General features: G+C 51.6%; 21 protein-coding genes and 7 tRNA genes. 23 read left to right on the top strand and 5 right to left on the bottom strand.

Translation table 11 applies throughout. The features are described from left to right. The first annotated feature begins 50 nt into the window (after positions 1-50). Both uof and fur read left to right on the top strand, forming a co-directional pair. Entirely contained in the window at positions 51-137 is an 87-nt protein-coding gene (uof, locus tag ACJHW7_RS16900) for a fur leader peptide (protein WP_001406816.1), read from the top strand. Beyond that, positions 130-576, top strand: coding sequence for a ferric iron uptake transcriptional regulator (fur, locus tag ACJHW7_RS16895; protein WP_000131702.1), 447 nt, complete (start codon positions 130-132; stop codon positions 574-576). Before uof ends, fur begins: the two co-directional genes overlap by 8 nt. 83 nt (positions 577-659) lie before the next feature. Here the strand turns inward: fur and chiQ are convergent, their stop codons facing one another. The 4 genes from chiQ to nagE form a co-directional block, all read right to left on the bottom strand. Further along, a complete protein-coding gene (gene chiQ, locus ACJHW7_RS16890; protein ID WP_000733592.1) occupies positions 660-986 on the bottom strand; it encodes a ChiQ/YbfN family lipoprotein in 327 nt (108 codons plus the stop codon). 49 nt (positions 987-1,035) lie between these two features. Next, positions 1,036-2,442 carry a chitoporin ChiP gene (chiP, locus tag ACJHW7_RS16885; protein WP_072847875.1) on the bottom strand — a complete coding sequence of 469 codons (1,407 nt, stop codon included), beginning with the start codon at positions 2,440-2,442 and terminating at the stop codon, positions 1,036-1,038. A 580-nt stretch (positions 2,443-3,022) separates the two neighbouring features. Beyond that, entirely contained in the window at positions 3,023-4,687 is a 1,665-nt protein-coding gene (glnS, locus tag ACJHW7_RS16880; RefSeq protein ID WP_001287134.1) for a glutamine--tRNA ligase, read from the bottom strand. A 202-nt stretch (positions 4,688-4,889) separates the two neighbouring features. Beyond that, a complete protein-coding gene (gene nagE / locus ACJHW7_RS16875; protein ID WP_021556590.1) occupies positions 4,890-6,836 on the bottom strand; it encodes a PTS N-acetyl glucosamine transporter subunit IIABC in 1,947 nt (648 codons plus the stop codon). A 332-nt stretch (positions 6,837-7,168) separates the two neighbouring features. On the opposite strand from nagE, the gene nagB reads away from it, so the two are divergent. From nagB to ACJHW7_RS16815, 12 genes are all read left to right on the top strand, one after another. Continuing rightward, positions 7,169-7,969, top strand: coding sequence for a glucosamine-6-phosphate deaminase (nagB, locus tag ACJHW7_RS16870; RefSeq protein WP_001237072.1), 801 nt, complete (start codon positions 7,169-7,171; stop codon positions 7,967-7,969). 59 nt (positions 7,970-8,028) lie between these two features. Then, positions 8,029-9,177 carry an N-acetylglucosamine-6-phosphate deacetylase gene (nagA, locus tag ACJHW7_RS16865; RefSeq protein WP_000271153.1) on the top strand — a complete coding sequence of 383 codons (1,149 nt, stop codon included), beginning with the start codon at positions 8,029-8,031 and terminating at the stop codon, positions 9,175-9,177. Positions 9,178-9,185: 8 nt separating this feature from the next. Then, positions 9,186-10,406 (top strand): DNA-binding transcriptional regulator NagC, encoded by a 1,221-nt coding sequence (gene nagC, locus ACJHW7_RS16860; RefSeq protein ID WP_000187594.1) that lies wholly within the window; start codon positions 9,186-9,188, stop codon positions 10,404-10,406. Positions 10,407-10,453: 47 nt separating this feature from the next. Continuing rightward, positions 10,454-11,206, top strand: coding sequence for a ribonucleotide monophosphatase NagD (nagD, locus tag ACJHW7_RS16855; RefSeq protein ID WP_000153129.1), 753 nt, complete (start codon positions 10,454-10,456; stop codon positions 11,204-11,206). Between the two features lie 256 nt (positions 11,207-11,462). Further along, complete coding sequence (asnB, locus tag ACJHW7_RS16850; protein ID WP_000337066.1) at positions 11,463-13,127, top strand: asparagine synthase B; 1,665 nt, start codon at positions 11,463-11,465, stop codon at positions 13,125-13,127. A gap of 380 nt (positions 13,128-13,507) precedes the next feature. Beyond that, positions 13,508-13,584: transfer RNA gene (locus ACJHW7_RS16845), tRNA-Met, on the top strand. A gap of 8 nt (positions 13,585-13,592) precedes the next feature. Then, positions 13,593-13,677: transfer RNA gene (locus tag ACJHW7_RS16840), tRNA-Leu, on the top strand. A gap of 23 nt (positions 13,678-13,700) precedes the next feature. Further along, a tRNA-Gln gene (locus tag ACJHW7_RS16835) sits at positions 13,701-13,775 on the top strand. 34 nt (positions 13,776-13,809) lie between these two features. Then, positions 13,810-13,884: transfer RNA gene (locus ACJHW7_RS16830), tRNA-Gln, on the top strand. 15 nt (positions 13,885-13,899) lie between these two features. Continuing rightward, positions 13,900-13,976 (top strand) — tRNA-Met (locus tag ACJHW7_RS16825). A 48-nt stretch (positions 13,977-14,024) separates the two neighbouring features. Further along, a tRNA-Gln gene (locus ACJHW7_RS16820) sits at positions 14,025-14,099 on the top strand. A gap of 37 nt (positions 14,100-14,136) precedes the next feature. Further along, positions 14,137-14,211 (top strand) — tRNA-Gln (locus ACJHW7_RS16815). Positions 14,212-14,364: 153 nt separating this feature from the next. Here ACJHW7_RS16815 and ubiF read toward each other — a convergent pair. Continuing rightward, positions 14,365-15,540 (bottom strand): 3-demethoxyubiquinol 3-hydroxylase, encoded by a 1,176-nt coding sequence (gene ubiF, locus ACJHW7_RS16810; protein WP_021556589.1) that lies wholly within the window; start codon positions 15,538-15,540, stop codon positions 14,365-14,367. Positions 15,541-15,685: 145 nt separating this feature from the next. On the opposite strand from ubiF, the gene miaB reads away from it, so the two are divergent. The 9 genes from miaB (at position 15,686) to gltL (ending at position 24,912) form a co-directional block, all read left to right on the top strand. Further along, the gene (gene miaB / locus ACJHW7_RS16805; protein WP_000162739.1) at positions 15,686-17,110 is read left to right on the top strand and encodes a tRNA (N6-isopentenyl adenosine(37)-C2)-methylthiotransferase MiaB; all 1,425 of its coding nucleotides are present in this window, start codon (positions 15,686-15,688) and stop codon (positions 17,108-17,110) included. A gap of 152 nt (positions 17,111-17,262) precedes the next feature. Continuing rightward, positions 17,263-18,303, top strand: a complete 1,041-nt coding sequence (locus ACJHW7_RS16800) for a PhoH family protein (protein ID WP_001018040.1) — start codon at positions 17,263-17,265, stop codon at positions 18,301-18,303. After that, a complete protein-coding gene (gene ybeY / locus ACJHW7_RS16795) occupies positions 18,300-18,767 on the top strand; it encodes an rRNA maturation RNase YbeY (RefSeq protein WP_000084469.1) in 468 nt (155 codons plus the stop codon). Before ACJHW7_RS16800 ends, ybeY begins: the two co-directional genes overlap by 4 nt. Before the next feature lie 89 nt (positions 18,768-18,856). After that, the gene (gene corC, locus ACJHW7_RS16790; protein ID WP_001278605.1) at positions 18,857-19,735 is read left to right on the top strand and encodes a CNNM family magnesium/cobalt transport protein CorC; all 879 of its coding nucleotides are present in this window, start codon (positions 18,857-18,859) and stop codon (positions 19,733-19,735) included. 24 nt (positions 19,736-19,759) lie between these two features. Next, the gene (gene lnt, locus ACJHW7_RS16785; protein ID WP_021556588.1) at positions 19,760-21,298 is read left to right on the top strand and encodes an apolipoprotein N-acyltransferase; all 1,539 of its coding nucleotides are present in this window, start codon (positions 19,760-19,762) and stop codon (positions 21,296-21,298) included. 396 nt (positions 21,299-21,694) lie between these two features. Next, positions 21,695-22,603, top strand: a complete 909-nt coding sequence (gene gltI, locus ACJHW7_RS16780; RefSeq protein WP_001177088.1) for a glutamate/aspartate ABC transporter substrate-binding protein GltI — start codon at positions 21,695-21,697, stop codon at positions 22,601-22,603. A 169-nt stretch (positions 22,604-22,772) separates the two neighbouring features. Beyond that, the gene (gene gltJ, locus ACJHW7_RS16775; protein ID WP_000020941.1) at positions 22,773-23,513 is read left to right on the top strand and encodes a glutamate/aspartate ABC transporter permease GltJ; all 741 of its coding nucleotides are present in this window, start codon (positions 22,773-22,775) and stop codon (positions 23,511-23,513) included. After that, positions 23,513-24,187 carry a glutamate/aspartate ABC transporter permease GltK gene (gene gltK, locus ACJHW7_RS16770; RefSeq protein WP_024227149.1) on the top strand — a complete coding sequence of 225 codons (675 nt, stop codon included), beginning with the start codon at positions 23,513-23,515 and terminating at the stop codon, positions 24,185-24,187. The genes gltJ and gltK overlap by 1 nt, the downstream gene beginning before the upstream one ends. Continuing rightward, entirely contained in the window at positions 24,187-24,912 is a 726-nt protein-coding gene (gene gltL, locus ACJHW7_RS16765; protein ID WP_000631384.1) for a glutamate/aspartate ABC transporter ATP-binding protein GltL, read from the top strand. The genes gltK and gltL overlap by 1 nt, the downstream gene beginning before the upstream one ends. Positions 24,913-24,956 lie beyond the last annotated feature (44 nt).

Genomic DNA, 24,956 nt, shown 5'->3' with positions numbered 1-24,956 from the left:
CAATATTTGCCAGGGACTTGTGGTTTTCATTTAGGCGTGGCAATTCTATAATGATACGCATTATCTCAAGAGCAAATTCTGTCACTTCTTCTAATGAAGTGAACCGCTTAGTAACAGGACAGATTCCGCATGACTGATAACAATACCGCCCTAAAGAAAGCTGGCCTGAAAGTAACGCTTCCACGTTTAAAAATCCTGGAAGTTCTTCAGGAGCCGGACAACCATCACGTCAGTGCGGAAGATTTATACAAACGTCTGATCGATATGGGTGAAGAAATTGGTCTGGCTACGGTATATCGCGTACTGAACCAGTTTGACGACGCTGGTATCGTCACCCGCCACAATTTTGAAGGCGGTAAATCCGTATTTGAACTGACACAGCAACATCACCACGATCACCTGATCTGCCTCGACTGCGGCAAGGTTATCGAATTTAGTGATGATTCCATCGAAGCGCGTCAGCGTGAAATTGCCGCAAAACATGGCATTCGCCTGACTAACCACAGTCTCTATCTTTACGGTCACTGTGCCGAAGGCGATTGCCGCGAAGATGAGCACGCGCACGAAGGCAAATAAGCCAGTCTGAACGAGAAAAGCCAACCTGCGGGTTGGCTTTTTTATGCAAGGGAAATAAGAAAAGCGAGAGTTACAGCTCTCACTTATTTGTTATTACTGCGAATTTCCTGCCAGACCTTATCACAATCGGCTTTCACCGCCTGATCATTTCCGGTTTGCGTTGCACGCAGACACTGCTGATAATCCAGTACGCGGACACTTTCCTGGTCGGCAAACTGCTGATGTTGTTTCTCTTTCTTCAGCACGTTTAACACGCTCTGGCAGGCTTCAATTTTTTCCGGCGAACCTTGTGCGGTGTTGATACAGGCGCTGTATGCCTCTTTCAGACGGCTGTCTTCCTGTGGCGCGGTTGATTGCGCACAAGCTACCAGCCCCGATGCCATCATGGCGATGAGAATCAGTTTTTTCATAGCAAATTCCTCAAACGTGCGGCAGGCACAAAACCTGCCGCGTCGGGCATCAGAAGATGGTGAATGGTGCGATTACCATAAATTTCACGTCACGCTCATCCTGGAAGATGTTGCCGTAACCACCGCCCCAGCTTGGGATGTCGGAGTGGTTGTCGTATTCGGTGAAGTGCAGTTTGAACATCGTGCCTTTGGCGCGACCGTCCTGAATGGTGTAGACCGCATCCAGGCTGTAGGCAGACTCTTCAATAGTCCGGTTTTTGTCGTAGTACGCATCCGGATTGCTCTGCCAGGTCGCAGGTTTAGCATCCCATGCGTAAACGTAGGAAGCGCCGATGGCGAAGCCTGGAAGATTCCAGTTTTTCAGGTCATACATCGCACCGAAGAAGACCGCTTTTTCGCCGTTGGCGTTGAAGTCAGAACGGTTATCCCACCAGATATCCAGGCGACCGTTCGAAGAAGCGTAGGTTGGAGTCATACGTTGCAGGAAGTATCCCTGCTGACCGTCAGCTTTAACCCAGGTGCCTTCGAGACGCAAATCCACTACGTCAGCCGCCCGGTAACCAAAGGTCAACGCTTGCAGCCAGGCGGTGCCGTCATAAAGATCGTTGACGCTGCGATCGTCAACTTTATCGCGGGTACCGTAGAACTGGTAGCTGGTGGTTAACGGGCTACCGGCGATATCAAATTTGTAGCTGGCTTTGGCAAAATATTGATCGATATACCCTTCTGCCTGACCAAATGCCGCTTCCAGTACGAAGTTATTTTTGAAGTCGTATTTCGCCCCAAGGGAGTGCAGATAATCAACTTTGGTGGTTTTATCGTTCTGATAAAACTCATCCATTTCCAGATGCCACGGTGCTTTGTATTCGTTGGTCCACATGTAGGAGAAACTCAACGCACCAGCATCGCCGTAATCAAAATTCGCTCCGGCTTCCGCACCCTGATAAGTACCCGGCATAAAGCTCCAGTGAGGCGCTAACAGCGTCTGACCGGTTGGCTGACTATAACCTGCCCTCGCCCAAACCGGACCGTATTTAAATTTGGCCGCAGCTTTATACAGGCTTATACCGCTTTTGTCGCCGGACCAGTCTTCGTCATAGGCTTTATTACTTTTTGAAAACGCGATTTCGTTCGGGTGAGAGCTGTCGCCGTTTTCCGCCATTTCAATCGCCGTAAACGCAGCAATATCAAGGCCGAACATATCAGCAGCATAACCGGACTGAAAATCGAGGTTGGCATTCCAGGTGGAGTGAGAAAGGTTGGTTTTGTATTTGTCGCCGTCGGTAACATCTTTACGGTCGCGTTCACGCTGCCAGTAATATATACCGCCGGTTAAGGTTGAATCGTCGATGAATCCTTCGGCGCGAGCCTCCGGCATTGCCATAAAGCCCGACATTGCTGTAACACCGGCGATAGCCAGCGCCAGCGTACTACGTTTGCCACTAAACGTACGCATGGGTTAATCCTCTTTGACGTATAAATTGCTGCACCAAAGGTGAACAGCGAAAAAAAATAAAAATTAAAAAAGTAGCGTTGAGAAAAGTCTCGCTGACTACAGGAACAGACTATTTTTCGCGACGCGAATTATCAATCTCTTTCTGTAACCAGAATGTAAGAACATGAGCAACCGCACATATTTTGATGATTTTTGTTACAAGGCTTAAGTTTGCGGTTGAAAGGCTTGCAGAAGAATAAAAGCGTGAAATTCCAGCAAGATGAAAGCGGTTACATTTTATTTAATTATGTTTTGTGATTTTAAATTTATTTTATGGATAAATTGCGAAGCGGAATTAATTCGTGAAGAAAAGCAGAAAAAAACGCCGCAGACCGCGGCGTTTGGGATTGTTTGCATGTCTCTTGCCGGATGCGGCGTGAACGCCTTATCCGGCCTACAAAAGCACGCAAACTCAATATATTGCAGAGATCATGTAGGCCTGATAAGCGTAGCGCATCAGGCAATTTAGCGTTTGAAACTGTTTGTCTGTTCCTTGCCGGATGCGACGTAAACGCCCCATCCGGCATAGCGAAACTTAAAATTACTCGCCTACTTTCGCCCAGGTATCACGCAGCCCAACGGTGCGGTTAAATACCGGTTTTTCCGCCGTAGAATGGCGGCTATCGAGGCAGAAGTAACCTTCACGCTCAAACTGGAATGCTTTACCCGCTACCGCATCTTTCAGCGACGGTTCAGCAAAGCCCTGTTTGATCACCAGCGATTCCGGGTTAATCACCGACAGGAAATCATCCGCAGCACCTGGGTTAGGCACGCTGAACAGACGATCATACAAACGGATTTCAACCGGCAGCGCATGTGCCGCGCTCACCCAGTGAATAACGCCTTTGACTTTACGACCATCAGCCGGATCTTTGCTTAAGGTGTCGGCGTCATAAGTACAGAAGATGGTGGTGATATTACCTTCGGCATCTTTCTCGACGCGTTCTGCCTTAATCACATAAGCATTACGCAGACGCACTTCTTTACCGAGCACCAGACGTTTGTACTGCTTGTTAGCTTCTTCGCGGAAATCGGCGCGATCGATCCAAATCTCACCGCTAAACGGCACCTGACGGCTGCCCATTTCCGGTTTGTTCGGATGGTTCGGCATGGTAACCATTTCGCCTTCGCCCTGATAGTTTTCGATAACCAGTTTCACCGGATCGATAACCGCCATTGCGCGCGGCGCATTTTCGTTGAGATCTTCACGGATGCAGGATTCCAGCGACGCCATCTCAATGGTGTTGTCCTGCTTGGTCACGCCGATGCGTTTGCAGAACTCACGAATAGAAGCCGCAGTGTAACCACGACGACGCAGACCGGAAATGGTCGGCATACGCGGGTCATCCCAGCCTTCAACGTGCTTATCGGTCACCAGCAGGTTCAGCTTACGCTTGGACATCACAGTGTATTCCAGATTCAGGCGCGAGAACTCATACTGGCGCGGGTGAACAGGAATGGTGATGTTGTCCAGTACCCAGTCGTACAGACGACGGTTGTCCTGGAACTCCAGCGTACACAGAGAGTGCGTAATACCTTCCAGCGCATCGCTGATGCAATGGGTGAAGTCGTACATCGGGTAGATGCACCACTTGTTGCCAGTCTGGTGGTGTTCAGCAAATTTAATGCGGTACAGCACCGGATCGCGCATCACGATAAACGGTGAAGCCATGTCGATTTTCGCACGCAGGCAGGCTTTACCTTCTTCAAAACCGCCGGTACGCATTTTCTCGAACAGCGCCAGGTTCTCTTCAACGCTACGGTCGCGGTACGGGCTGTTTTTACCAGGCTGCGTCAGGGTGCCGCGGTATTCGCGGATCTGTTCCGGCGTCAGTTCATCAACGTACGCCAGGCCTTTATTGATCAGTTCGATCGCATAGGCGTGGAGCTGATCAAAATAATCGGAGGAGTAACGGACGTTACCAGACCAGTGAAAACCTAACCACTCAACGTCGTTTTTGATCGAATCGACATACTCGATATCTTCTTTTACCGGGTTAGTGTCGTCGAAACGCAGGTTGCACTGGCCTTTATAGTCCTGGGCGATCCCGAAGTTCAGGCAGATAGATTTCGCATGGCCAATATGCAGATAGCCATTCGGCTCCGGCGGGAAACGGGTGTGTACTGTGGTGTGCTTACCACTGGCCAGATCTTCATCGATGATCTGACGGATAAAGTTAGTCGGGCGGGCTTCTGCCTCACTCATCGTGGATTCCTCAAAGCGTAAACAACGTATAACGGCGTATGATCTTATAAGCGGGACAGGCTGACAACTGTTAGTTAGTGAAAATCGAAAATCTCACTGAGATTATGGGGATGATTGATGAAAAAAAAAGCGGCAGAGAAGATCTCCACCGCTTGTCATTGTTGGATGCGACGCTCAAGCGTCGCATCAGGCATAAAGCAGATTACTTTTTGATTTCATACAGCGGTGTTTGACCCGCCACAACATGGCCCTGAGCTTTAATGATCAAGCCACTGAAATCGTCGATATTACTGCAAACCACTGGGCTAATCATCGAGCGGGCGTTAGCGTTCAGGTAATCCAGATCCATTTCCAGAATCGGTTGTCCTGCGCTTACCTGCGCGCCCTCTTCCACCAGACGTTTAAAGCCTTTACCTTCCAGCGCTACGGTGTCGATACCCATATGGACGACGATCTCCGCACCTTTTTCGGTTTCCAGACAGAACGCGTGGTTGGTGTTGAAGATTTTCACGATTGTCCCTGCGGCTGGTGATACGACGATTTTATCTGTCGGTTTCACCGCCACACCGTCACCCACCGCTTTGCTGGCGAATGCTTCGTCAGGAACCTGATCCAGTGCCACGACATCACCGGTAATCGGCGATACCAGCTCCGCGATAGATACCGCGTTTGGTACAGCCTGCGGTTTTGCTACAGGAGCGGTAGTTGCCGGAGCAGTTTCAGCAGAGGCAGCTGCTACCGGACCGCGGGCAACGACTTTCTTCATCGCATCGCCGATGGATTCTGCTTTCGCGCCAACAATCACCTGAATAGTCTGTTTGTTCAGTTTTACTACCCCAGAAGCCCCCAGACGTTTACACATCGTATCGTTAACGCGGGCAGAGTCAGCCACGGTAAGGCGCAGACGGGTGATACAGGCGTCAATTGCTTTCAGGTTGTCAGTGCCGCCAACCGCAGCAATATAGTTGGTCGCCAGTTGATTGAGGCCTTCTTCAGTGTTGCTGTTGGCTTCTTCAGTAACGATCTCGTCTTCTTTATCTTCACGACCCGGCGTTTTCAGGTTGAACATGCGGATAACCAAACTGAACACCACGAAGTAGATAGCGAAGAAGACAACACCCATAACCAGCAGCATCCAGACGTTCTGGCTGGCGGCCGGCAGGTTATACATCAACGCGTAGTCGATAGCCCCCGCAGAGAAAGAGAAGCCGGCATGGATACCCAGCAGCGTTGCCACAAACAGGCTGATACCGGTCAGCAGTGCGTGCAGGAGGTACAGCAGCGGAGCAAGGAACATGAACAGGAATTCCAGCGGCTCAGTCACACCGGTCAGGAACGCAGTAACAGCAACAGAAAGCAGCATCCCGCCAACCATCGGACGACGCTCTTTCGGTGCTGCGAAGTACATCGCCAGCGCCGCACCCGGCAGGCCGAACATCATGATCGGGAAGAAGCCGGACATGAACATCCCCGCGGTGCCGTCACCAGCGTAGAAACGGTTGATGTCGCCGTGGAAAACCGTACCCGCCGCGTTGGTGAATTCACCAATCTGGAACCAGGCGATGGTGTTCAGCACCTGATGCAGACCGGTTGGGATCAGCAGACGGTTGATGAAACCAAAGATACCGGAACCCAGCGCGCCCGCAGAAACGATCCACTCGCCGCCTGCATGGATAGCGTGCTGTACCGGCGGCCAGACGTAACCAAAAATGGCCGCCAGCACCAGACAGAAGAAGCCGGTGGCGATCGGCACAAAGCGTTTGCCGCCGAAGAAGCTCAGGAAGTCCGGCAGTTTAATATCGGACCAACGGTTATAGGCTGCGCCACCAACCAGACCGGTAATGATACCCGCCAGTACACCCATGTTAATTTCTGGGTTGATGGTCACCATCGCTTTGGTTAACACAAAGTAACCTACCGCACCCGCCAGCGCCGCCGCACCTGCGCTGTCTTTCGACCAGCTGGATGCCACACCGATGGCGAAGATTAATGCGAGGTTATCAAAAATCGCACCGCCCGCCTGGGCAATAAACGCAACGTTAAGTAAATCTGGCTGACCGAATCGCAGCAACAGTGCCGCCACCGGCAGCACCGCGATAGGGAGCTGTAACGCCCTACCGAGTCGCTGGAAAAAACCTAAAATATTCATCTTATTCCCCCTACGAGAACCCTATTTGGCTCGTTTAAAGCCGTATTTTTATTGTGCTGCAAATTGTACTGCCGATGTTCTGTAATCAGATTGTTAGATCATCTGCCACAGAGTGTGTGAAAATTTAATTCGTATCGCAAATTAAACGCGTGTCTTTTGTGAGTTTTGTCACCAAATATCGTTATCATTACTCCCTTTTACTGGCTAAACCAGAAAACTTATTTTATCATTCAAAAAATCAGGTCGGATTGACGCCTGTCTGCGCAAATCCAGGTTACGCTTAAAGATGCCTAATCCGCCAACGGCTTACATTTTACTTATTGAGGTGAATAATGAGACTGATCCCCCTGACTACCGCTGAACAGGTCGGCAAATGGGCTGCTCGCCATATCGTCAATCGTATCAATGCGTTCAAACCGACTGCTGATCGTCCGTTTGTTCTGGGCCTGCCAACTGGCGGCACGCCAATGACCACCTATAAAGCGTTAGTCGAAATGCATAAAGCAGGCCAGGTCAGCTTTAAGCACGTTGTCACCTTCAACATGGACGAGTATGTCGGTCTGCCGAAAGAGCATCCGGAAAGCTACTACAGCTTTATGCACCGTAATTTCTTCGATCACGTTGATATTCCAGCAGAAAACATCAACCTTCTCAACGGCAACGCCCCGGATATCGACGCCGAGTGCCGCCAGTATGAAGAAAAAATCCGTTCTTACGGAAAAATTCATCTGTTTATGGGCGGTGTAGGTAACGACGGTCATATTGCATTTAACGAACCGGCGTCTTCTCTGGCTTCTCGTACTCGTATCAAAACCCTGACTCATGACACTCGCGTCGCGAACTCTCGTTTCTTTGATAACGATGTCAATCAGGTGCCAAAATATGCCCTGACTGTCGGTGTTGGTACATTGCTGGATGCCGAAGAAGTGATGATTCTGGTGCTGGGTAGCCAGAAAGCACTGGCACTGCAGGCCGCCGTTGAAGGTTGCGTAAACCACATGTGGACCATCAGCTGTCTGCAACTGCATCCAAAAGCGATCATGGTGTGCGATGAACCTTCCACCATGGAGCTGAAAGTTAAGACTTTAAGATATTTCAATGAATTAGAAGCAGAAAATATCAAAGGTCTGTAATTGTTATCCCTGCCCTGGCTCCTTGCTCAGGGCAATATTTTTTAAAATCGGGGGTCAGAATGTATGCATTAACCCAAGGCCGAATCTTTACCGGCCACGAATTTCTTGATGACCACGCGGTTGTTATCGCTGATGGCCTGATTAAAAGCGTCTGTCCGGTAGCGGAACTGCCGCCAGAGATCGAACAACGTTCACTGAACGGGGCCATTCTCTCCCCCGGTTTTATCGATGTGCAGTTAAACGGCTGCGGCGGCGTACAGTTTAACGACACCGCTGAAGCGGTCAGCGTGGAAACGCTGGAAATCATGCAGAAAGCCAATGAGAAATCAGGCTGTACTAACTATCTGCCGACGCTTATCACCACCAGCGATGAGCTGATGAAACAGGGCGTGCGCGTTATGCGCGAGTACCTGGCAAAACATCCGAATCAGGCGTTAGGTCTGCATCTGGAAGGTCCGTGGCTGAATCTGGTAAAAAAAGGCACCCATAATCCGAATTTTGTGCGTAAGCCTGATGCCGCGCTGGTCGATTTCCTGTGTGAAAACGCCGACGTCATTACCAAAGTGACCCTGGCACCGGAAATGGTTCCTGCGGAAGTCATCAGCAAACTGGCAAATGCCGGGATTGTGGTTTCTGCCGGTCACTCCAACGCGACGTTGAAAGAAGCGAAAGCCGGTTTCCGCGCGGGGATTACCTTTGCCACCCATCTGTACAACGCGATGCCGTATATTACCGGTCGTGAACCGGGCCTGGCGGGCGCGATCCTCGACGAAGCTGACATTTATTGCGGTATTATCGCTGATGGCCTGCATGTTGATTACGCCAACATTCGTAACGCTAAACGCCTTAAAGGCGACAAACTGTGTCTGGTTACCGACGCCACCGCGCCAGCAGGTGCCAACATTGAACAGTTCATTTTTGCGGGTAAAACAATATACTACCGTAACGGACTTTGTGTGGATGAGAACGGTACGTTAAGCGGTTCATCCTTAACCATGATTGAAGGCGTGCGTAATCTGGTCGAACATTGCGGTATCGCACTGGATGAAGTGCTGCGTATGGCGACGCTCTATCCGGCGCGTGCGATTGGCGTTGAGAAACGTCTCGGCACACTCGCCGCAGGTAAAGTAGCCAACCTGACCGCATTCACACCTGATTTTAAAATCACCAAGACCATCGTTAACGGTAACGAGGTCGTAACTCAATAAGAGAAAGTATGACACCAGGCGGACAAGCTCAGATAGGTAATGTTGATCTCGTAAAACAGCTTAACAGCGCGGCGGTTTATCGCCTGATTGACCAGTACGGGCCAATCTCGCGGATTCAGATTGCCGAGCAAAGCCAGCTTGCCCCCGCCAGCGTAACCAAAATTACGCGTCAGCTTATCGAACGCGGGCTGATCAAAGAAGTTGATCAGCAGGCCTCCACCGGGGGCCGCCGCGCTATCTCCATCGTCACCGAAACCCGCAATTTCCACGCAATCGGCGTACGGCTTGGTCGTCACGACGCCACCATCACCCTGTTTGATCTCAGCAGCAAAGTGCTGGCAGAAGAACATTACCCGCTACCGGAACGTACCCAGCAAACGCTGGAACATGCCCTGTTGAATGCCATTGCTCAGTTTATTGATAGCTACCAGCGCAAACTGCGCGAGCTGATCGCGATTTCGGTGATCCTGCCAGGGCTTGTTGACCCGGACAGCGGCAAAATTCATTACATGCCGCATATTCAGGTAGAAAACTGGGGGCTGGTAGAAGCACTGGAAGAACGTTTTAAAGTGACCTGTTTCGTTGGTCACGATATCCGTAGTCTGGCGCTGGCGGAGCACTACTTCGGTGCAAGTCAGGATTGCGAAGACTCCATTCTGGTGCGTGTCCATCGCGGAACCGGGGCCGGGATTATCTCTAACGGGCGCATTTTTATTGGCCGCAACGGCAACGTCGGTGAAATTGGCCATATTCAGGTCGAACCGCTGGGTGAACGCTGCCACTGCGGCAACTTTGGCTGCCTGGAAACTATCGCTGCCAACGCCGCTATTGAACAACGGGTGTTGAATCTGTTAAAGCAGGGCTACCAGAGCCGCGTGCCGCTGGACGACTGCACCATCAAAACTATCTGCAAAGCCGCGAACAAAGGCGATAGCCTGGCCTCGGAAGTGATTGAGTATGTCGGTCGTCATCTGGGCAAAACCATCGCCATTGCTATCAACTTATTTAATCCGCAAAAAATTGTTATTGCCGGTGAAATCACCGAAGCCGATAAAGTGCTGCTCCCTGCTATTGAAAGCTGCATTAATACCCAGGCGCTGAAGGCGTTTCGCACTAATCTGCCGGTGGTACGTTCTGAGCTGGATCACCGCTCGGCAATCGGCGCTTTTGCGCTGGTAAAACGCGCCATGCTCAACGGTATTTTGCTCCAGCATTTGCTGGAAAATTAATGTGCTTTTATAGTGGCGCTTATTGTTGTCAATATTCTGGGTAGTCCATGACCATTAAAAATGTAATTTGCGATATCGACGGCGTGCTGATGCACGATAACGTCGCCGTACCGGGTGCAGCGGAATTTTTGCACGGGATTATGGATAAAGGCCTGCCGCTGGTGTTGCTGACCAACTATCCTTCGCAGACCGGGCAAGATCTGGCGAACCGCTTTGCCACTGCCGGTGTCGATGTGCCGGATAGCGTGTTTTATACCTCTGCGATGGCGACTGCCGATTTCCTGCGTCGCCAGGAAGGCAAGAAAGCGTATGTGGTGGGCGAAGGCGCACTGATTCATGAACTGTACAAAGCCGGTTTCACTATTACCGATGTGAACCCTGATTTTGTGATTGTTGGCGAAACGCGTTCCTACAACTGGGACATGATGCATAAAGCGGCCTATTTCGTCGCTAACGGTGCACGCTTTATCGCCACCAACCCGGACACCCACGGGCGCGGTTTTTATCCCGCTTGTGGCGCGTTGTGTGCAGGGATTGAGAAAATCTCCGGGCGCAAACCGTTCTATGTTGGTAAGCCCAGCCCGTGGATCATCCGCGCGGCATTAAACAAAATGCAGGCGCATTCGGAAGAAACGGTGATTGTCGGCGATAACTTGCGCACCGACATTCTGGCGGGCTTCCAGGCGGGTCTGGAGACGATTCTGGTGCTTTCTGGTGTTTCATCGCTCGACGATATCGACAGTATGCCGTTCCGCCCAAGCTGGATTTACCCGTCGGTCGCTGAAATCGACGTTATCTGAATAGCAACCACGTCTCAGGGCGTGGTTTCTTATTTTTACCCATCATTAAAATCATCCCATTCAATAAAACTCGCCAAAAATTATCGATCCATCAATAAATACATCACCACACCCTCCCCTTTTTCACAAATCAGCAATCACCATTACGTTTTTTATTTTTGCACTGCCAAATCGCTTGCGCACGGTGCTGCTTTGCGGCATTTTTTTAAACAAGCAAACACAACAAGCAACAAATACCAGGTTAACGGAGAAGGTTATGTGTTCAATTTTTGGCGTATTCGATATCAAAACAGACGCAGTTGAGCTGCGTAAGAAAGCACTCGAGCTGTCACGCCTGATGCGTCATCGTGGCCCGGACTGGTCCGGTATTTATGCCAGCGATAACGCCATTCTCGCCCACGAACGTCTGTCAATTGTTGACGTTAACGCGGGGGCGCAACCTCTCTACAACCAACAAAAAACTCATGTGCTGGCGGTAAACGGTGAAATCTACAACCACCAGGCACTGCGCGCCGAATATGGCGATCGTTATCAGTTCCAGACCGGATCTGACTGCGAAGTGATCCTCGCGCTGTATCAGGAAAAAGGGCCGGAATTTCTCGACGACTTGCAGGGCATGTTTGCCTTTGCCCTGTACGACAGCGAAAAAGATGCATATCTGATTGGTCGCGACCATCTGGGGATCATCCCACTGTATATGGGCTATGACGAGCACGGTCAGCTGTATGTGGCCTCAGAAATGAAAGCCCTGGTGCCAGTTTGCCGCACGATTAAAGAGTTCCCGGCGGGGAGCTATTTGTGGAGTCAGGACGGCGAAATCCGTTCTTATTATCATCGCGACTGGTTCGACTTTGATGCAGTGAAAGATAACGTGACCGACAAAAACGAGCTGCGTCAGGCACTGGAAGATTCCGTTAAAAGCCATCTGATGTCTGACGTTCCTTACGGTGTGCTGCTCTCGGGTGGTCTGGATTCCTCAATTATTTCCGCGATCACCAAGAAATACGCCGCCCGTCGCGTGGAAGATCAGGAACGCTCTGAAGCCTGGTGGCCGCAATTACACTCCTTTGCTGTAGGTCTGCCGGGTTCACCGGATCTGAAAGCAGCCCAGGAAGTGGCAAACCATCTGGGCACGGTGCATCACGAAATTCACTTCACTGTACAGGAAGGTCTGGATGCCATCCGCGACGTGATTTACCACATCGAAACCTATGATGTGACAACTATTCGCGCTTCAACACCGATGTATTTAATGTCGCGTAAGATCAAGGCAATGGGCATTAAAATGGTGCTGTCCGGTGAAGGTTCTGATGAAGTGTTTGGCGGTTATCTTTACTTCCACAAAGCACCGAATGCCAAAGAACTGCATGAAGAGACGGTGCGTAAACTGCTGGCCCTGCATATGTATGACTGCGCGCGCGCCAACAAAGCGATGTCAGCCTGGGGCGTGGAAGCACGCGTTCCGTTCCTCGACAAAAAATTCCTTGATGTGGCGATGCGCATTAACCCGCAGGATAAAATGTGCGGTAACGGCAAAATGGAAAAACACATCCTGCGTGAATGTTTTGAGTCATACCTGCCCGCAAGCGTGGCCTGGCGGCAGAAAGAGCAGTTCTCCGATGGCGTCGGTTACAGTTGGATCGACACCCTGAAAGAAGTGGCGGCGCAGCAGGTTTCTGATCAGCAACTGGAAACTGCCCGCTTCCGCTTCCCGTACAACACGCCAACCTCAAAAGAAGCGTATCTGTACCGGGAGATCTTTGAAGAACTGTTCCCGCTTCCGAGCGCCGCTGAGTGCGTGCCTGGCGGTCCTTCCGTCGCGTGTTCTTCCGCTAAAGCGATTGAGTGGGATGAGGCGTTCAAGAAAATGGACGATCCGTCTGGTCGTGCGGTTGGCGTTCACCAGTCGGCGTATAAGTAAGAAATGCGAAACAGCCCCGGTGAAATCCGGGGCTGTTTCAGTTATTGAGGTGCTTGTTAATTCTGATATGCAGTAAGGAAATGTTCCGGGTTTGCCACATCACTGTTTGACAACTCATCACTGTAGGCCAGTATTTCATAGATTAATTTCCCACCACTATTGTTGAATTCCGAATTTCATCCTGTACGACAAAAGAATGGCTGTAGGGTGGGGAAAAAACACAAAGTAAACAATAATTGACGAATATAGCGCCACGCTGTTCGCAACCTAACCAAACAGTCACTTTCGAGCAATTTTCCTTGAAAAAGAGGTTGACGCTGCAAGGCTCTATACGCATAATGCGCCCCGCAACGCCGATAAGGTATCGCGAAAAAAAAGATGGCTACGTAGCTCAGTTGGTTAGAGCACATCACTCATAATGATGGGGTCACAGGTTCGAATCCCGTCGTAGCCACCATCTTTTTTGCGGGAGTGGCGAAATTGGTAGACGCACCAGATTTAGGTTCTGGCGCCGCAAGGTGTGCGAGTTCAAGTCTCGCCTCCCGCACCATTCACCAGAAAGCGTTGTACGGATGGGGTATCGCCAAGCGGTAAGGCACCGGTTTTTGATACCGGCATTCCCTGGTTCGAATCCAGGTACCCCAGCCATCTTCTTCGAGTAAGCGGTTCACCGCCCGGTTATTGGGGTATCGCCAAGCGGTAAGGCACCGGTTTTTGATACCGGCATTCCCTGGTTCGAATCCAGGTACCCCAGCCATCGAAGAAACAATCTGGCTACGTAGCTCAGTTGGTTAGAGCACATCACTCATAATGATGGGGTCACAGGTTCGAATCCCGTCGTAGCCACCAAATTCTGAATGTGTCGAATACGTTCGGCAAATTCAAAAACCAATTTGTTGGGGTATCGCCAAGCGGTAAGGCACCGGATTCTGATTCCGGCATTCCGAGGTTCGAATCCTCGTACCCCAGCCAATTTATTCAAGACGCTTACATCGTAAGTGCGCCCAGTTGGGGTATCGCCAAGCGGTAAGGCACCGGATTCTGATTCCGGCATTCCGAGGTTCGAATCCTCGTACCCCAGCCACATTAAAAAAGCTCGCTTCGGCGAGCTTTTTGCTTTTCTGCGTTCATTCAATGTCGAATGCGATGTTGACACGTCTTATCCTTCAATGTCGGATGCGACGCTGCCGCGTCTTATCCGACCTACGGTTGGCACGCATCCGGCAATGTTGTAAGGCTACAACCCTAACGCATATTTCAGCGCCTGACGTTTCAACACGCCAGCACGCTCCGCCGCCATCAAACCAAGATTACGCACAAAACGCAGCGGCGGCAGATTATTACTGAATCCGGCATAAAACAGATCCATACCACTTTGCATAATGAAGTTATCCGCCATGCGCCGCATCTGGTAACGCTTGAGGACAGGATAACTGGCCCACGCTTCACCGTAGCTGCGGGCATTCACCAGAACATCAATCAGGGCATCGACATCACGATAACCAAGATTCACCCCCTGCCCCGCCAGCGGATGGATGGTATGCGCGGCATCGCCCACCAGCGCAAGCCCCGGCTGCACATACTGCAACGCATGTCGGCGCGTCAGCGGAAACGCACCAGCGGCAAGCGGTGTAACGTAACCCAGACGCGACGGGAAATGCTTCGCGATTTCCGCCTGGAGTTGCGCCATATTCATATTCTGCAACTGGCGAATACGCGCCGGAGAGTCATACCACACCAGCGATGCCCAGTTATCAAACAACGGCAGAAACGCACGCGGTCCGTCCGGGGTAAATTGCTGCCAGGTGCTGTCGCCGGGATCGTTCTCACACTGTACGCTAATCAACATACACGACTGCGCATACTGCCAGGCATGAACGCCAATTCCCGCCATCTGCCGCACCTGCGAATTTGCGCCGTCGGCACCAATCACCAGTTTCGCGCGGATCGTTTCACCGCCCTTCAGTTCCAGCTCCTGAAGATCATTATGGCGATGCAGCGCAATCAGCGAGCCTGGCACACGTAACGTTACTTTCGGATGCGCTTCCAGCGCCTGCCACAACGCCTGTTGCAGGACGGTGTTTTCCACCATATAGCCAAGCAGCGGCAGCTTAAGTTCAGCGGCGTCAAACACCACATGCGCCGTTTCCCACTCCCACGTTTCCAGTCTGCGGTAAGGATGGCAACGCATAGCCTGTACTGCATCCCAGACCCCTAACCCTTTAAGCAATGATACCGAAGCCGCGCTGATCGCTGAGATCCGCACATCCGGCTGGCTGTCAGCGACAAACGGTGCAGGTTCTGCGTGCTCGATCACCGTTACCGAAAATCCGTGCTGTGCCAGCCCCAGCGCCAGTGCGCCGCCGACCATTCCTCCGCCGACAATGGCAATTTCCGTTGGTTGATTTGTCATGGTCAATCATCCTGTTAGCAATATGCTTTAAGTTTACAGGATTTTTACCCCTAAGGGCTGATAACGCTCATACTGGTCACAACGGCAGCAAAGCATTACACTATGCGCCCTGCATTCCTGGCTACTATTTCGCAAGAGCAAGTCGATGACCAAAAAACTCCATATTAAAACCTGGGGCTGTCAGATGAACGAGTACGATTCATCGAAGATGGCCGATCTGCTGGATGCCACCCACGGCTATCAACTGACCGACGTGGCGGAAGAAGCGGATGTGCTGCTGCTGAACACCTGCTCAATCCGCGAGAAGGCTCAGGAAAAAGTCTTCCATCAGTTGGGTCGCTGGAAACTGTTAAAAGAGAAGAATCCAGACCTGATTATCGGCGTCGGTGGCTGCGTGGCATCGCAAGAAGGCGAGCACATTCGCCAGCGCGCCCACTATGTCGATATTATTTTTGGGCCGCAAACGCTGCACCGTCTGCCGGAGATGATCAACTCCGTGCGCGGCGACCGCAGCCCGGTTGTAGATATCAGCTTCCCGGAAATCGAGAAGTTTGACCGTCTACCGGAACCGCGCGCCGAAGGGCCGACCGCGTTTGTCTCCATCATGGAAGGCTGCAATAAATATTGTACCTACTGCGTGGTGCCTTACACCCGTGGTGAAGAGGTAAGCCGTCCGTCTGACGATATTCTGTTTGAGATTGCCCAGCTTGCTGCTCAGGGCGTGCGTGAAGTCAACCTGCTCGGTCAGAACGTGAACGCCTGGCGTGGTGAAAACTACGACGGCACCACCGGATCGTTTGCCGATCTGCTGCGTCTGGTTGCTGCGATCGACGGGATCGATCGTATTCGCTTTACCACCAGCCATCCGATCGAATTCACCGACGATATCATCGAAGTGTACCGCGACACGCCTGAGCTGGTGAGCTTCCTGCATCTGCCGGTACAAAGCGGTTCCGATCGCATTCTGAACCTGATGGGCCGTACTCACACGGCGCTGGAGTACAAAGCGATCATCCGTAAACTGCGTGCGGCGCGTCCGGATATTCAGATCAGTTCTGACTTCATTGTTGGCTTCCCTGGCGAAACCACCGAAGACTTCGAGAAAACGATGAAGCTGATTGCCGACGTCAATTTCGACATGAGCTACAGCTTTATCTTCTCTGCACGTCCGGGGACGCCCGCCGCCGATATGGTGGATGATGTTCCGGAAGAAGAGAAGAAGCAGCGTCTGTATATTCTGCAAGAGCGCATTAATCAGCAAGCGATGGCGTGGAGCCGCCGGATGCTCGGCACCACCCAGCGTATTCTGGTAGAAGGTACATCGCGTAAGAGCATCATGGAGCTTTCCGGGCGTACGGAAAATAACCGCGTGGTCAACTTCGAAGGCACGCCGGATATGATCGGTAAATTCGTCGATGTAGAAATTACCGACGTCTACCCGAACTCTCTGCGCGGTAAAGTGGTGCGAACTGAAGATGAAATGGGTCTGCGCATGGCAGAAACACCGGAGTCGGTGATTGCCCGCACCCGCAAAGAAAACGACCTTGGCGTGGGTTATTATCAGCCGTAATTCTCAGGCCTGCCGTTCCGGTGGGCCTTGTTTTTTCTCTCTTTATCCCCATCATTATCGCAATGCTTGCGCCTTTTTCCTGTGGCGTGAATAATTTCCTTATAGGCCGGTGAATGTTCAGCTTCCGGCGGCATACAGATAAGAGGAACGGTTTGAACATAGACACTCGCGAAATCACCCTGGAGCCAGCAGACAACGCGCGTCTGTTGAGCCTGTGCGGCCCGTTTGATGACAACATCAAGCAGCTCGAACGCCGTCTCGGCATCGAGATCAATCGCCGCGATAACCACTTTAAACTGACCGGCCGTCCGATTTGCGTCACCGCTGCGGCAGACATTCTGCGTAGCCTGTATGTCGATACAGCCCCGATGCGCGGTCAGATTCAGGATATCGAACCGGAACAGATCCACCTTGCGATTAAAGAAGCGCGAGTACTGGAGCAAAGTGCGGAGAGCGTGCCGGAGTACGGCAAAGCGGTCAATATCAAAACCAAACGCGGCGTAATTAAGCCGCGCACGCCAAACCAGGCGCAGTACATCGCCAATATTCTCGACCATGACATTACCTTCGGCGTTGGCCCGGCGGGTACGGGTAAAACCTACCTGGCAGTGGCTGCGGCAGTTGATGCCCTGGAGCGTCAGGAGATTCGCCGTATTCTGCTGACTCGTCCGGCGGTCGAAGCCGGTGAGAAACTGGGCTTCCTGCCTGGCGATTTAAGCCAGAAAGTAGACCCGTATCTGCGCCCGCTGTACGACGCGCTGTTTGAAATGCTGGGCTTTGAGAAAGTTGAGAAACTGATTGAGCGCAACGTTATTGAAGTCGCGCCGCTGGCCTATATGCGTGGTCGTACGCTGAACGACGCGTTTATCATTCTCGATGAGAGCCAGAACACCACCATCGAACAGATGAAGATGTTCCTGACCCGTATCGGTTTTAACTCAAAAGCGGTTATCACCGGCGACGTCACACAGATCGACCTGCCGCGTAATACTAAATCAGGCTTACGTCACGCCATCGAAGTGCTGGCCGATGTCGAAGAGATCAGCTTTAACTTCTTCCACAGCGAAGACGTGGTTCGTCACCCTGTGGTGGCGCGTATCGTTAACGCCTATGAAGCCTGGGAAGAAGCCGAACAAAAACGAAAAGCGGCGCTGGCGGCAGAACGCAAGCGCGAAGAACAGGAACAAAAATGAGTCAGGTGATCCTCGATTTACAACTGGCATGTGAAGATAATTCCGGGTTACCGGAAGAGAGCCAGTTTCAAACATGGCTGAATGCGGTGATCCCGCAGTTTCAGGAAGAATCGGAAGTGACTATTCGCGTGGTCGATACCGCCGAAAGCCACAGTCTGAATCTGACCTATCGCGGTAAGGATAAGCCGACCAACGTGCTCTCCTTCCCGTTTGAAGTGCCGCCTGGCATGGAAATGTCGCTACTGGGCGATCTGGTTATCTGCCGTCAGGTGGTTGAGAAGGAAGCTCAGGAGCAAGGCAAACCACTGGAGGCGCACTGGGCGCATATGGTGGTGCACGGCAGTCTGCATTTGTTAGGTTACGATCACATCGAAGATGACGAAGCAGAAGAAATGGAAGCCCTCGAAACAGAGATTATGCTTGCTCTGGGCTATGAGGATCCGTACATTGCCGAGAAAGAATAATTTGCCAGGCATTTGACTGGCAGACGTCCCCGCCGTTGGTGATTAACGACGGCGTTTTGATTAACTAACATGAGAACCCATACGACGCCATGAGCGACGACAATTCACACAGTAGTGACACGATAAGCAACAAGAAGGGATTTTTCTCCCTGTTACTCAGCCAACTTTTCCACGGTGAACCGAAAAACCGTGACGAACTGCTGGCGCTGATCCGTGATTCCGGGCAGAACGACCTTATCGACGAAGATACGCGCGATATGCTCGAAGGGGTGATGGACATCGCAGACCAACGCGTTCGCGACATCATGATCCCCCGCTCCCAGATGATTACCCTGAAACGCAACCAGACGCTGGACGAATGCCTTGATGTCATCATCGAGTCCGCCCACTCACGTTTCCCGGTGATTAGCGAAGACAAAGATCACATTGAAGGGATTCTGATGGCGAAAGACTTGCTGCCGTTTATGCGCAGCGATGCTGAAGCCTTCAGCATGGACAAAGTGTTACGTCAGGCGGTTGTCGTTCCTGAAAGTAAGCGCGTAGACCGGATGCTGAAAGAGTTTCGCTCTCAGCGTTACCACATGGCGATCGTTATTGACGAATTCGGTGGGGTTTCCGGTCTGGTGACCATTGAAGACATCCTGGAACTAATTGTTGGTGAGATTGAAGACGAGTATGACGAAGAAGATGATATCGACTTCCGTCAGCTGAGTCGTCATACCTGGACCGTGCGCGCACTGGCTTCCATTGAAGACTTCAACGAAGCGTTCGGCACCCACTTTAGCGATGAAGAGGTTGACACTATCGGTGGTCTGGTGATGCAGGCATTTGGGCATCTTCCGGCGCGTGGCGAAACTATCGACATCGACGGTTACCAGTTCAAAGTGGCGATGGCCGACAGTCGGCGTATTATTCAGGTTCATGTCAAAATCCCGGATGACTCACCCCAGCCGAAGCTGGATGAATAAAACCGAAACTGGATAGATAACTACATGGCTTTTGCCTCATTAATTGAACGCCAGCGCATTCGCCTGCTGCTGGCGTTATTATTCGGTGCCTGCGGAACGCTGGCCTTCTCTCCTTACGATGTCTGGCCTGCGGCGATTATTTCGCTGATGGGGCTTCAGGCGTTGACCTTTAACCGCCGTCCACTCCAGTCTGCCGCTATTGGCTTTTGCTGGGGATTTGGCCTCTTTGGCAGCGGTATTAACTGGGTCTATGTCAGCATCGCGACCTTTGGCGGGATGCCTGGCCCGGTTAACATCTTCCTGGTGGTGCTGCTGGCGGCGTATTTGTCGCTGTATACCGGACTGTTTGCTGGCGTGCTGTCGCGTCTGTGGCCGAAAACCACCTGGCTGCGCGTGGCGATTGCCGCCCCTGCTCTCTGGCAAGTGACCGAGTTTCTGCGTGGTTGGGTACTGACCGGCTTCCCGTGGTTACAGTTCGGCTATAGCCAGATTGATGGCCCGTTAAAAGGGCTGGCACCAATAATGGGCGTGGAAGCCATTAACTTCCTGCTGATGATGGTTAGCGGCCTGCTGGCACTGGCGTTAGTCAAACGCAACTGGCGTCCGCTGGTGGTGGCCGTCGTGCTGTTTGCCCTTCCCTTCCCGCTGCGTTACATCCAATGGTTTACCCCGCAACCGGAGAAAACCATTCAGGTTTCGATGGTTCAGGGCGATATTCCGCAATCACTGAAATGGGATGGAGATCAGCTTCTTAATACGCTGAAGATTTACTACAACGCAACGGCACCGCTGATGGGCAAATCATCGTTGATTATCTGGCCGGAGTCGGCGATAACCGATCTGGAAATTAATCAGCAACCGTTCCTCAAAGCACTGGACGGTGAGTTGCGCGATAAAGGGAGTACGCTGGTAACCGGGATTGTCGACGCGCGCCTCAATAAGCAGAACCGCTACGATACCTACAACACCATTATCACGCTGGGTAAAGGTGCACCGTACAGCTACGAATCAGCCGATCGCTATAACAAAAACCATCTGGTGCCGTTTGGCGAGTTTGTCCCGCTGGAGTCGATTCTGCGTCCGTTAGCACCGTTCTTTGATCTGCCGATGTCGTCGTTCAGCCGTGGGCCATATATCCAGCCGCCGCTGTCAGTAAACGGTATTGAGCTTACTGCGGCTATTTGCTACGAGATCATTCTCGGCGAGCAAGTGCGCGATAACTTCCGCCCGGATACCGACTATCTGCTGACTATCTCCAACGATGCGTGGTTTGGTAAGTCTATTGGTCCATGGCAGCACTTCCAGATGGCGCGAATGCGTGCGCTGGAGCTGGCGCGCCCACTGTTGCGCAGCACCAACAACGGCATTACGGCGGTGATTGGCCCGCAGGGTGAGATTCAGGCGATGATCCCGCAGTTCACCCGCGAGGTGTTAACCACTAACGTGACGCCGACCACCGGACTCACACCATACGCACGTACCGGCAACTGGCCGCTGTGGGTGCTGACGGCACTGTTTGGTTTTGCTGCTGTGTTGATGAGTCTGCGTCAGCGACGTAAATAATCCCTTCTTATCGTGCCGGAATACATCCCATATTTCGGCACGCTCACCGGATGCGGCATCAGTGCATTATCCGGATAACAATATTCTCCTATCCAACTTTGGCACATCTATTGCTTTGTTATACAAGGCAAAGCTTTAACCAGCATCAGTACAACCCGGTTGCACCGCAGCAATCCACCGGTAGCACCAAAAGAGTGCATTTTAAGAATTTTGCTTCGGAATGGTGCGGTGCACCTCGCAAAAACAAACAATAAAACATCAATATCTTTACATTTAACCAAACTAAATGTTACCTAACAGTCACAACACTGCACAATAAAGTTGCAGACGATAACAACACAAACACTCACAACGAGTATCCATGCGTTCTTAACGCAGAAGATAAAGGAGTTGGATATGCAATTACGTAAACCTGCCACAGCAATCCTGGCCCTGGCGCTTTCCGCAGGACTGGCACAGGCAGATGACGCCGCCCCGGTAGCGGGCAGTACGCTGGACAAAATCGCCAAAAACGGCGTGATTGTCGTCGGTCACCGTGAATCTTCAGTACCTTTCTCTTATTACGACAATCAGCAAAAAGTGGTGGGTTACTCGCAGGATTACTCCAACGCCATTGTTGAAGCAGTGAAAAAGAAACTCAACAAACCGGACTTGCAGGTGAAACTGATTCCGATCACCTCACAAAACCGTATTCCTCTTCTGCAAAACGGCACTTTCGATTTTGAATGTGGTTCTACCACCAACAACGTCGAACGCCAAAAACAGGCGGCTTTCTCTGACACTATTTTCGTGGTCGGTACGCGCCTGTTGACCAAAAAGGGCGGCGATATCAAAGATTTTGCCGACCTGAAAGGCAAAGCCGTAGTCGTCACTTCCGGCACTACCTCTGAAGTTTTGCTCAACAAACTGAATGAAGAGCAAAAAATGAATATGCGCATCATCAGCGCCAAAGATCACGGTGACTCTTTCCGTACCCTGGAAAGCGGTCGTGCCGTTGCCTTTATGATGGATGATGCTCTGCTGGCCGGTGAACGTGCGAAAGCGAAGAAACCAGACAACTGGGATATCGTCGGCAAGCCGCAGTCTCAGGAAGCCTATGGTTGCATGTTGCGTAAAGACGATCCGCAGTTCAAAAAGCTGATGGATGACACTATCGCTCAGGTGCAGACCTCCGGTGAAGCGGAAAAATGGTTTGATAAATGGTTCAAAAATCCCATTCCGCCGAAAAACCTGAACATGAATTTCGAACTGTCAGACGAAATGAAAGCACTGTTCAAAGAACCGAATGACAAAGCACTGAACTAATTACAAGAACCAGGGGCGGAAATTCTAGCCCTCTCGATTGTTACGTAGCACGGACAGACTATACGCCTGATGGTCGTTCCCCATCGGGCCTGAAAACCGCAATACGCTGGGTAACAATCTTCGAGGGTAGCAGTTAACGCTGCTACCCTCTTTTTTCTGGAGTAGATTTATGTCTATAGACTGGAACTGGGGTATTTTTTTACAACAAGCCCCGTTCGGCAACACCACCTATCTTGGTTGGATCTGGAGTGGTTTTCAGGTGACGATCGCTTTGTCGATCTGCGCCTGGATTATCGCTTTCCTCGTCGGTTCATTTTTCGGCATTTTACGTACCGTTCCAAACCGTTTTCTCTCCGGTCTGGGTACGTTGTATGTCGAACTGTTCCGCAACGTGCCGTTGATTGTGCAATTCTTTACCTGGTATCTGGTGATCCCGGAGCTGTTGCCGGAGAAAATCGGCATGTGGTTTAAGGCCGAGCTGGATCCCAATATTCAGTTTTTCCTTTCATCCATGCTCTGCCTGGGGCTGTTTACCGCCGCCCGTGTTTGCGAACAGGTACGCGCCGCGATTCAGTCGCTGCCGCGCGGGCAAAAAAATGCCGCGCTGGCTATGGGTCTGACGCTGCCGCAGGCTTACCGCTACGTACTGCTGCCTAATGCTTATCGCGTTATCGTCCCGCCGATGACCTCAGAGATGATGAACCTGGTGAAAAACTCCGCCATCGCCTCGACCATCGGTCTGGTAGATATGGCAGCGCAGGCAGGTAAATTGCTCGACTACTCGGCTCACGCCTGGGAGTCGTTTACCGCCATTACGCTGGCGTATGTATTGATTAACGCTTTTATCATGCTGGTGATGACGCTGGTTGAACGTAAAGTTCGCCTGCCCGGCAACATGGGGGGCAAATAATGTACGAGTTTGACTGGAGTTCCATTGTTCCTTCCCTGCCATATCTGCTCGACGGGCTGGTGATCACGCTGAAAATCACCGTCACGGCAGTCGTGATTGGTATTTTGTGGGGCACCATGCTGGCGGTGATGCGCTTGTCCAGCTTTGCGCCCGTAGCGTGGTTTGCCAAAGCCTACGTTAACGTATTCCGCTCGATTCCTTTAGTTATGGTTTTGCTGTGGTTTTACCTGATCGTGCCGGGTTTTCTGCAAAACGTGCTGGGATTATCACCAAAAAATGATATCCGTTTAATTTCGGCGATGGTGGCGTTTTCGATGTTTGAAGCGGCCTACTATTCAGAGATTATCCGTGCCGGTATTCAAAGTATTTCTCGTGGTCAGTCGAGCGCCGCGCTGGCGTTGGGAATGACTCACTGGCAGACGATGAAACTGATTATTCTGCCGCAGGCGTTCCGCGCGATGGTGCCGCTGCTGCTCACTCAGGGCATCGTACTGTTCCAGGATACCTCGCTGGTGTATGTGTTATCTCTGGCCGATTTCTTCCGTACCGCCTCAACCATTGGTGAGCGTGATGGCACGCAGGTTGAGATGATCCTGTTTGCCGGATTTGTTTATTTCGTTATTAGCCTTAGCGCGTCGTTGTTGGTCAGCTACTTGAAAAGAAGGACAGCATAATGATTACCCTGAAAAATGTTTCAAAATGGTATGGTCACTTTCAGGTGCTGACCGACTGCTCAACCGAAGTGAAAAAAGGCGAAGTGGTGGTGGTTTGCGGCCCGTCTGGTTCCGGCAAATCAACGCTGATTAAAACCGTCAACGGCCTCGAACCAGTGCAGCAAGGTGAAATCACCGTCGATGGTATCGTGGTTAACGACAAGAAAACCGATCTGGCAAAGCTGCGTTCTCGCGTCGGGATGGTATTCCAACATTTCGAGCTGTTCCCTCATCTGTCGATTATCGAAAACCTGACCCTGGCGCAGGTGAAAGTGCTTAAACGCGATAAAGCACCGGCTCGTGAAAAAGCATTGAAATTGCTGGAGCGCGTGGGACTTTCCGCACATGCCAATAAATTTCCGGCGCAGCTTTCCGGCGGCCAGCAGCAGCGTGTGGCAATTGCTCGCGCATTGTGTATGGATCCTATTGCGATGCTGTTCGACGAACCCACATCGGCACTAGACCCGGAGATGATCAACGAAGTACTGGACGTGATGGTGGAACTGGCGAACGAGGGGATGACCATGATGGTGGTGACCCACGAAATGGGCTTTGCCCGTAAAGTGGCGAATCGGGTGATCTTTATGGATGAGGGTAAAATTGTTGAAGACTCGCCGAAAGATGCGTTCTTCGATGATCCGAAATCGGACCGCGCAAAAGACTTCCTCGCGAAAATCCTGCATTAATCACTCTGGCGCGCATACCCAATTGCGCGCCATCTCACGCTTTA

It is taken from the genome of Escherichia sp. WS1152 (assembly GCF_046487665.1).
Taxonomy (GTDB): domain Bacteria; phylum Pseudomonadota; class Gammaproteobacteria; order Enterobacterales; family Enterobacteriaceae; genus Escherichia; species Escherichia coli.
This window is presented reverse-complemented; position numbering and strand designations above follow the sequence as displayed.

Excerpts from the sequence above, each read along its gene's own strand:
- gltK (WP_024227149.1), top strand. The coding sequence starts at position 23,513 with ATGTACGAGTTTGACTGGAGTTCCATTGTTCCTTCCCTGCCATATCTG.
- nagD (WP_000153129.1), top strand. The coding sequence starts at position 10,454 with ATGACCATTAAAAATGTAATTTGCGATATCGACGGCGTGCTGATGCAC.
- nagA (WP_000271153.1), top strand. The coding sequence starts at position 8,029 with ATGTATGCATTAACCCAAGGCCGAATCTTTACCGGCCACGAATTTCTT.
- gltJ (WP_000020941.1), top strand. The coding sequence starts at position 22,773 with ATGTCTATAGACTGGAACTGGGGTATTTTTTTACAACAAGCCCCGTTC.
- ubiF (WP_021556589.1), bottom strand. The coding sequence starts at position 15,540 with ATGACAAATCAACCAACGGAAATTGCCATTGTCGGCGGAGGAATGGTC.
- corC (WP_001278605.1), top strand. The coding sequence starts at position 18,857 with ATGAGCGACGACAATTCACACAGTAGTGACACGATAAGCAACAAGAAG.
- glnS (WP_001287134.1), bottom strand. The coding sequence starts at position 4,687 with ATGAGTGAGGCAGAAGCCCGCCCGACTAACTTTATCCGTCAGATCATC.
- miaB (WP_000162739.1), top strand. The coding sequence starts at position 15,686 with ATGACCAAAAAACTCCATATTAAAACCTGGGGCTGTCAGATGAACGAG.
- nagC (WP_000187594.1), top strand. The coding sequence starts at position 9,186 with ATGACACCAGGCGGACAAGCTCAGATAGGTAATGTTGATCTCGTAAAA.
- ybeY (WP_000084469.1), top strand. The coding sequence starts at position 18,300 with ATGAGTCAGGTGATCCTCGATTTACAACTGGCATGTGAAGATAATTCC.
- nagE (WP_021556590.1), bottom strand. The coding sequence starts at position 6,836 with ATGAATATTTTAGGTTTTTTCCAGCGACTCGGTAGGGCGTTACAGCTC.
- chiP (WP_072847875.1), bottom strand. The coding sequence starts at position 2,442 with ATGCGTACGTTTAGTGGCAAACGTAGTACGCTGGCGCTGGCTATCGCC.
- uof (WP_001406816.1), top strand. The coding sequence starts at position 51 with ATGATACGCATTATCTCAAGAGCAAATTCTGTCACTTCTTCTAATGAA.
- fur (WP_000131702.1), top strand. The coding sequence starts at position 130 with ATGACTGATAACAATACCGCCCTAAAGAAAGCTGGCCTGAAAGTAACG.
- chiQ (WP_000733592.1), bottom strand. The coding sequence starts at position 986 with ATGAAAAAACTGATTCTCATCGCCATGATGGCATCGGGGCTGGTAGCT.
- nagB (WP_001237072.1), top strand. The coding sequence starts at position 7,169 with ATGAGACTGATCCCCCTGACTACCGCTGAACAGGTCGGCAAATGGGCT.
- asnB (WP_000337066.1), top strand. The coding sequence starts at position 11,463 with ATGTGTTCAATTTTTGGCGTATTCGATATCAAAACAGACGCAGTTGAG.
- lnt (WP_021556588.1), top strand. The coding sequence starts at position 19,760 with ATGGCTTTTGCCTCATTAATTGAACGCCAGCGCATTCGCCTGCTGCTG.
- gltL (WP_000631384.1), top strand. The coding sequence starts at position 24,187 with ATGATTACCCTGAAAAATGTTTCAAAATGGTATGGTCACTTTCAGGTG.
- gltI (WP_001177088.1), top strand. The coding sequence starts at position 21,695 with ATGCAATTACGTAAACCTGCCACAGCAATCCTGGCCCTGGCGCTTTCC.